At 46.7% G+C, this 6,732-nt stretch carries 8 protein-coding genes; 1 reads left to right on the top strand and 7 read right to left on the bottom strand.

Annotated features, from left to right (window positions below; all coding sequences use genetic code 11):
• Positions 1-269: 269 nt before the first annotated feature.
• The 4 genes from rpe to DVG78_RS25205 all read right to left on the bottom strand — a co-directional run bounded on the left by rpe (position 270) and on the right by DVG78_RS25205 (position 2,988).
• Positions 270-926: a ribulose-phosphate 3-epimerase gene (gene rpe, locus DVG78_RS25220; protein WP_114463795.1), complete on the bottom strand. Its 657-nt coding sequence runs from the start codon at positions 924-926 to the stop codon at positions 270-272.
• Between the two features lie 63 nt (positions 927-989).
• A complete protein-coding gene (locus tag DVG78_RS25215) occupies positions 990-1,841 on the bottom strand; it encodes a methylated-DNA--[protein]-cysteine S-methyltransferase (protein WP_114463794.1) in 852 nt (283 codons plus the stop codon).
• Between the two features lie 93 nt (positions 1,842-1,934).
• Positions 1,935-2,351, bottom strand: coding sequence for a hypothetical protein (locus DVG78_RS25210; protein ID WP_114463793.1), 417 nt, complete (start codon positions 2,349-2,351; stop codon positions 1,935-1,937).
• 73 nt (positions 2,352-2,424) lie between these two features.
• Positions 2,425-2,988 carry an NUDIX hydrolase gene (locus DVG78_RS25205; RefSeq protein ID WP_114463792.1) on the bottom strand — a complete coding sequence of 188 codons (564 nt, stop codon included), beginning with the start codon at positions 2,986-2,988 and terminating at the stop codon, positions 2,425-2,427.
• Positions 2,989-3,103: 115 nt separating this feature from the next.
• Here DVG78_RS25205 and DVG78_RS25200 point away from each other — a divergent pair, with 115 nt between their 5' ends.
• On the top strand, positions 3,104-3,982 hold the full coding sequence (locus DVG78_RS25200) for a DUF2911 domain-containing protein (protein WP_114463791.1): 879 nt from the start codon (positions 3,104-3,106) through the stop codon (positions 3,980-3,982).
• An 81-nt stretch (positions 3,983-4,063) separates the two neighbouring features.
• Here DVG78_RS25200 and DVG78_RS25195 read toward each other — a convergent pair whose 3' ends face one another.
• The 3 genes from DVG78_RS25195 to DVG78_RS25185 all read right to left on the bottom strand — a co-directional run bounded on the left by DVG78_RS25195 (position 4,064) and on the right by DVG78_RS25185 (position 6,679).
• Complete coding sequence (locus DVG78_RS25195) at positions 4,064-4,660, bottom strand: bifunctional nuclease family protein (protein ID WP_114463790.1); 597 nt, start codon at positions 4,658-4,660, stop codon at positions 4,064-4,066.
• 215 nt (positions 4,661-4,875) lie between these two features.
• Positions 4,876-5,838: an electron transfer flavoprotein subunit alpha/FixB family protein gene (locus tag DVG78_RS25190; RefSeq protein ID WP_114463799.1), complete on the bottom strand. Its 963-nt coding sequence runs from the start codon at positions 5,836-5,838 to the stop codon at positions 4,876-4,878.
• A gap of 103 nt (positions 5,839-5,941) precedes the next feature.
• Positions 5,942-6,679, bottom strand: coding sequence for an electron transfer flavoprotein subunit beta/FixA family protein (locus DVG78_RS25185; RefSeq protein WP_114463789.1), 738 nt, complete (start codon positions 6,677-6,679; stop codon positions 5,942-5,944).
• Between the last annotated feature and the right edge of the window lie 53 nt (positions 6,680-6,732).

Below are 6,732 nucleotides of genomic sequence, written 5' to 3'. Positions count from 1 at the left end.
AATTGGATAAACACTCAAAAAATAGTGTAACTTTGGATGGGCAAGTCGCAGTAACCATAGTTTTGTAGTTTAGTCACCACAAAAATACGGCAATCTTCTACTTGCCTTTTTTTATGAGAAAGCCCTGAAAAAAGGTATGGGCGATTTTGCCTCATTACAAACAAAGATCTTAATATTTTGCGATGGACGAGTGTAAAGGGTCTGTGAGGACATCGGCCACGGCGTAAAGAATCACGCGAATGATTTTTCACATTCGCGTGATTTATAATTTACCAAACCTTCTTCAACTCCGCAATCGTCTGCACGGGGTCAGCGGCGGTAAAGACAAAATTTCCCGCTACTAGTGCGCGCGCACCTGCGTGATATAGCAAGGGGGCGTTGGACTGATTGACGCCACCATCAATCTCAATGATGGCTTTGCTGCCCGCTTCTGCAATCATTGCGGCCGTCTGACGCACACGCTCGTAGGTACGCTCAATGAATTTTTGCCCGCCAAAGCCTGGGTTGACCGACATAATCAATACCAAGTCCAAATCCGCTATTACATCCTGCAACATACTAACGGGAGTATGCGGGTTGAGTGCCACGCCCGCCTTGGCCCCCAACGATTTGATTTGCTGAATGGTGCGGTGCAGGTGCGGACAGGCTTCGTAGTGAACCGTGAGAATATCGGCACCCGCGTCGCGAAACGCTTCGAGATAACGCTCGGGCTGAACAATCATTAAATGAACGTCCAGCGGTTTTTGGGCGTGTTTTTTGATGGCCGCCGTTACGGGCAGACCAAACGAAATATTGGGAACAAAAACCCCGTCCATAATATCAACGTGAATCCAATCGGCAGCGCTGCGGTTGAGCATTTCTACGTCGCGTTGGAGATTGGCAAAGTCGGCGGCTAAGACGGAAGGGGCAATCAAAGGTGCATTCATGAAATAAAATAACCAGCTAAAAAGTACAATTAATGAGAGAATCGCTGGCAAAGTTCGCCTTTTTTACGAACTATGGCTCATTTCCCAGCCTAAAATCGCTTTTTTGCGTGTAATTCCCCATCGGTATCCACCGATTCCTCCCACTTTTTGCAGCACGCGATGGCACGGAATCAGAAACCCGATGCGGTTGCTACCAATGGCTGTTCCCACCGCCCGACTTGCCTTGGGCTGTCCGATGTGCTGCGCTATTTCGTCGTAACTGACCAATTGACCAAACGGAATCCGAAGTAATGCCTCCCATACCTTGATTTGAAAATTGGTGCCGCGCAGGAGCATCGTCAGAGGCACATCGTTGGATGACGATTGATAAAAAATTTGGTCGATATAGGGTTGGGTCAAGGCCGTATTTTCAATCCAATCAGCATTGGCCCAATCCTGACGAATTTTATCCGAAACGGCCTCAGCGGCGTCTTCACTCAAGAATTGTAAATCGGTGATTCCTCGGGCGGTGACCGCAATCAAACAGGCTCCGAAAGGGGTTTCATGAATGCCATAATGAATCGTCAATCCTGCGCCCTTGGATTTGTATTCGGCGGGCGTCATGGCTTCGTAGGTGACAAACAAATCGTGTAGGCGGCTGGTACTTGAGAGGCCCGTTTCGTAGGTGGCGTGAAGTAGATTGTCAGCGTTGGAAAGACATTCCTTGGCAAATTCTTTGGTCAGGAAACGCATAAAACGCTGGGGGCTGGTGCCCGCCCAACGACTGAAAAGACGGTTAAAATGAAATTCCGACAGGGCAACGTGGTCGGCAATTTCGCTTAGTGAAGGCTGTTGTTTAAAGTTTTGCTCAATAAACGCAATTGCTTTTTCGACGCGCTGATAGTCAAGTACCTGTTGTTCGTTGATTGTTTCCATGTTTGTTACATTTTACGTCAACAAAGGTACTTGACCCCAACGGGTAGTTCAATCTGATTCTTGCGGAATCTTCCTGAAAATAATCTTCCCCAATCAGCGATTGACAAATTTGGAAGAATCGGTCAATTCGTACCGTACAAAGGGCGCTGTTGTATCCGCTATATATTGTTCATACGAAGCAGACCTGGCCCTCGCATTGGGCGTCTGACGTTTATAATTGGCGGAAGAATTGCCGTTGCTGTTTGTGCGTGAAGGCTTCACAACAAAAGTAATACCGCCTATTTTCTTTTTGGCCACCTGAATCTGTTTTTGCTCTTTGTAAGATAGGTGTGGAGAAAAAATAAACGGCTCGGCCTGTTGTTGAACCGAAAACTTTATTTTATCGGTTTTGGGGAGGGGTTTGGCATAATTATTACGGTTTTCTTTGGCGGTCTGGGCGCACAAAGTAGACGACAATAAGAGCAATGCCATGGCCCATCCGCCCAAGCGAAAGGAGACAAGGTACTTCATGATGTTTTTTATCGATTAATGGAATACAAATACTATTGGAATACAGCTACTAAAGTAAAAAAACTAAGTATATCTAACTATCTTTTTTTAGAAAATCTTGCATTTTTGCCATTTTTCTGACCATTCTCAGGATGGAATCAGAATCATTATAGCGTTGAATATCGGGCAACTTAACCCAAGCCAAATCCTTCGATTCGTTGTTGATGAGGAGTAGTTTCTGGCTGTCGGATTGGAATAAAAACCGAATGTCATAATGGTAATGGGCGGGGTCTTTGGCGTTGGCCGGAATGAGATGCACATCTACGTCAAAAATCTGAGTGTTTAATACGGTGATGTCTCCCAGCCCAGTTTCTTCTTGTGCTTCCTTTAATGCAACCTTCAGAATATTCGATTCTCCGTCGGCGTGTCCTCCTGGTTGAAACCATTTATCGAGTTTACGGTGGTGCATTAATAGGGCCGAGGTTTTGGTTTCGTCTACAATCCAGGCCGAGCCCGTAACGTGTCCAATTTGTAGCCATCTTTCAAAACAATCGGGGTTTTGTTCCACAAATTGCAGGGTATCAAGCCACATTTTTTGTTCTTCATCGTCAAAAGGAGCGTGTTGGCGGAGCAGCGTCAGGAGGGCAGTACGTTTCATATTGTTTGGTTAATGAATGAATCTTAATAATAGATAGGATTGAGGGGGTATTGTTACTTTTCTATATCTTCGCGGTCGAAAGTCTACTAATGTATTTACAAAACTGCTAAAAATCATGATGAAATCATTCGTGCTGACAGCCCTAATTTTTGGAAGCCTAAGCGCATTTGCTCAAATTCGTACCCCTCAACCCAGCTCGGCGGCTACCGTTATGCAGACCGTTGGTGTTACTGATATTACCGTAAAATACTCACGCCCAAGTATGAAAGGACGCGAAATTTTTGGTAAATTGATTCCTTACGGTCAGTTTTGGCGGACGGGTGCCAACCAAGCCACCGCCATTGAATTTTCGACGGATGTGATGTTGGAAGGACAAAATGTTCCTGCTGGTAAGTATTTTCTGTACAGCATTCCCAACGCTGATGCATGGACGGTCATCATCAACAAATCAGCGGCTACGGCTCCTGAGCAATACAAGCAAGCCGACGACGTGGTACGCGTAAGCGTAAAGCCCACTCAGGCACCCATGACCGAAACATTCATGATAAGTTTTTCGGACATTACGGATTCAACCGCCGCCCTTGACCTCACGTGGGCCAACGTAAAAGTAAGTCCTAAACTGTCGGTAAGTACGACTAAAATGGTAGAAACGGCGATTGACAAAGCGGCCGAAGCAAGCGCAAACAACATGAACGCGGGAGCAACTTATTTGTTAGGAAAAGGGCTCAATATGCAAAAAGCGCTTTCGATGATTAATCAGGCCGTGGCCTACAAAGAGACTTTCCGCAACCTGTGGACAAAAGCGCAAATCTTGGCCAAACTAGGCAACTTTGCCGAAGCCGCGCCATTGGCCAAAAAAGCCCTTGAGCTAGGTCAGTCAAGCAACGACGCCGCTTTCCCATTCTTCAAAGATGCCATTGAAAAAGGCGCTACTGAGTATCTGTCAAAAGTGCCAGTTCCAGAAGCGTTGAAGTCAATTAAGAAGAAAAAATAGTTTTCTTAAACTGCCTTAAATCAAAAGCCCCGATGATGAGTCGGGGCTTTTGATTTAAGGGGTCAATAGTATTCAGACAGACTAATTTCTGCGTGCAATCTCATCCCGAATCTTTGCCGCTTTTTCGTATTCTTCGTTGTTAAGCGATTCGTCCAAAATGCGGTGGAGTTCATCGAGACTCATATTTTTGATTTGCTCGCTCAAGGAGCGGGGTTTCGATTGTTGCACTATTTCTTCAATGGCATCGTCGGGTTCTGATTGTGACCCCGAAACAATCCCTGCTTCCGAAAGGATGGTTTCATAAGTGTAAATCGGGACGCTGAAACGGAGCGCAATGGCAATAGCGTCAGATGGACGAGCATCCACGATGGTTTCTCTCAGCCCATCGGAACTTGAGCAATGAACCCGGGCAAAAAAGATACCTTCGCGCAAATCAGAAATGATAATTTCGTTGACGGTATAATTAAACGCCTTGGCAAATGACTTGAAGAGATCGTGGGTCATGGGGCGGTTGGGCTGAATTTTTTCAATCTCAATCGCAATGGCCTGTGCTTCAAACATTCCAATGATGATGGGTAAGCGGCGATTGCCGTACTCTTCGCCAAGCACTAGGGCAAACGAACCTGCTTGTGACTGACTCGGTGAGAGCCCCAAAATTTCCAATTTTATTTTTTCCACTACTTTGTTAAGTTATCTTTTATTGGTTGTCTGTGGTTTCTCATCTTAAAAATGAAGGGGACAAACAACGACTCTTCTTTCAAAGAGGATGCAAAAATAATAAACCTGCGGTGAAAATGGAAAGTTTTTCCGTTCTCCGCAGGTTTATTAACGTTTGAAAGTACTTCTGGTGTTCCCGTAGCTAAAACTTTGTTCTAAAAAGGCAATTAAATGCCCTATTTCGCGTCTTTTACGGCTTTTGTCAATCGTGGTAAAATGTCAAAAACATCCCCTACAATGCCGTAATCGGCCGCTTTGAAGAAAGGTGCTTCGGGGTCTTTGTTGATAGCTACGATTACCTTAGACGAGTTTACCCCCGCCAAGTGCTGAATCGCTCCCGAAATACCGCAGGCAATGTACAGATTTGGAGCTACTTTGATGCCTGTCTGTCCAATGTGCTCATGGTGAGGACGCCAATCGAGGTCAGAAACGGGCTTAGAACAGCCCGTTGCGGCTCCCAAAGCACTCGCTAAATCTAACAAAGGCTGCCAGTTGTCGGGGCCTTTCATGCCGCGCCCTCCCGACACAATAATGTCGGCTTCGGTCAACGACAATTCACCGCTGGCTTTCTCCTGACCCGTTACTTTGGCCACAAAGTCGCCGTTGTTGAGGGCAGGCGTGAATGCTTCTACCGTTGCGCTTCCCGTTCCTTCTACGGCTTCAATGGCGTTTTTCTTGATTCCTAAAATCTTAACGGTCCCTTTGACGTCTACGGTGGCAAAGGCTTTGCCCGTATATATGCTGCGGGTTACTTTGAAGCCATTTGATACATCGGGCAATTCCGTCACGCCCGAAACAATGCTTGCGCCCAGTTTGGCGGCGGCGCGGGCACCCATGGCATCGCAAAGCCCCGATTTGGGCAAAATAACCACTTCGGCGTTTTCATTTTTTACGGCGGCGGCCAGCACTGAGGCGTAGGCCATGGCGTTTTCATTGGCCAGTTCGGCGGCATTGGCGTGCAATACTTTGGTGGCTCCATACGTACCCGCTTTGGCTAATTCAGCGGCATCGGCCGTGCCGATGGCCAAGGCGGTAGCGGTAGTTCCCGTTGCTTTGGCGACTGCTGCTCCGTACGCCACGGCTTCGAGGGATGTTTTTTTGATGCTTCCGTTATCTAATTCAACAAATATTAAGACCATTTCTTTTGACATTTAGCAGTGAAGGTTTGACATTTAACAGTAATCATTTAACAATTAACATTCAATTAGTATTCCTCAATGTTAATTGTTAAATGCTCAATGATTACAGCACTTTTGCCTCCGTTTTTAGGAGTGAAATAAGGGTTTCGGCCTGGTCGGCAGGAATCATCTTGCAGGCACCTTTGGGGGCGGGCAGGGTGTATTGGTCAAGGGTGGCCATGTCTCCTACGGCTACGGGTTCTACCACTTTGAGGGGTTTGGTACGGGCCGTCATAATGCCGCGCATGTTTGGGATTTTCCATTCAGCAATGGGCTCCTGACATCCTAAAACCAACGGTAGGGGAGCTTCTAAAAATTCTTTTCCGCCTTCAATCTCCCGCGCAAATTTGGCGGTAGCGCCTTCAATATCTAGCTTCATCACGGGCGAAAACGATGGGATACCGAGCATTTCGCCCACCAATCCGTGGACTACGCCGCTGTTGAAATCAATGGATTCACGGCCCATCAAGATTAAATCATAACCGCCTTCTTTGGCAATGGCGGCAATTTGGGTAGCGGTAAAATACGAATCGGTCGGCTCGGCGTTGACGCGTACGGCATCATCGGCACCGATGGCTAAGGCTTTACGGATTTGAGGGTCGCTTTCGGCTTCCCCCACGTTCAATACCGTAATGCTGCCTCCCTGCTGCTCTTTTAGCTCCACCGCCCGGGCCAAGGCATAGTCATCGTAGGGCCCGATGATGTACTGCACGCCCGCTTTATTAAGTTTGGTGTTGTTGTCCGTAAAACTAATTTTGGCCGTTGTATCAGGTACGTTCGTTATACAAACTAAAATTTTCATGTGCTTATCTTAATGTTTGAAATATAACTTTTAGGAGATTTACTTTGTTGGTG

The sequence above is a fragment of the Runella aurantiaca genome (assembly GCF_003339505.1).
GTDB lineage: Bacteria > Bacteroidota > Bacteroidia > Cytophagales > Spirosomataceae > Runella > Runella aurantiaca.
The sequence above is the reverse complement of the archived record's forward strand: the minus strand, read 5'-3'. Positions and strand labels throughout refer to the sequence as shown.

Coding starts and splice junctions, on each gene's coding strand:
- rpe (WP_114463795.1), bottom strand. CDS start 926: ATGAATGCACCTTTGATTGCCCCTTCCGTCTTAGCCGCCGACTTTGCC.
- DVG78_RS25185 (WP_114463789.1), bottom strand. CDS start 6,679: ATGAAAATTTTAGTTTGTATAACGAACGTACCTGATACAACGGCCAAA.
- DVG78_RS25210 (WP_114463793.1), bottom strand. CDS start 2,351: ATGAAGTACCTTGTCTCCTTTCGCTTGGGCGGATGGGCCATGGCATTG.
- DVG78_RS25205 (WP_114463792.1), bottom strand. CDS start 2,988: ATGAAACGTACTGCCCTCCTGACGCTGCTCCGCCAACACGCTCCTTTT.
- DVG78_RS25190 (WP_114463799.1), bottom strand. CDS start 5,838: ATGGTCTTAATATTTGTTGAATTAGATAACGGAAGCATCAAAAAAACA.
- DVG78_RS25200 (WP_114463791.1), top strand. CDS start 3,104: ATGATGAAATCATTCGTGCTGACAGCCCTAATTTTTGGAAGCCTAAGC.
- DVG78_RS25215 (WP_114463794.1), bottom strand. CDS start 1,841: ATGGAAACAATCAACGAACAACAGGTACTTGACTATCAGCGCGTCGAA.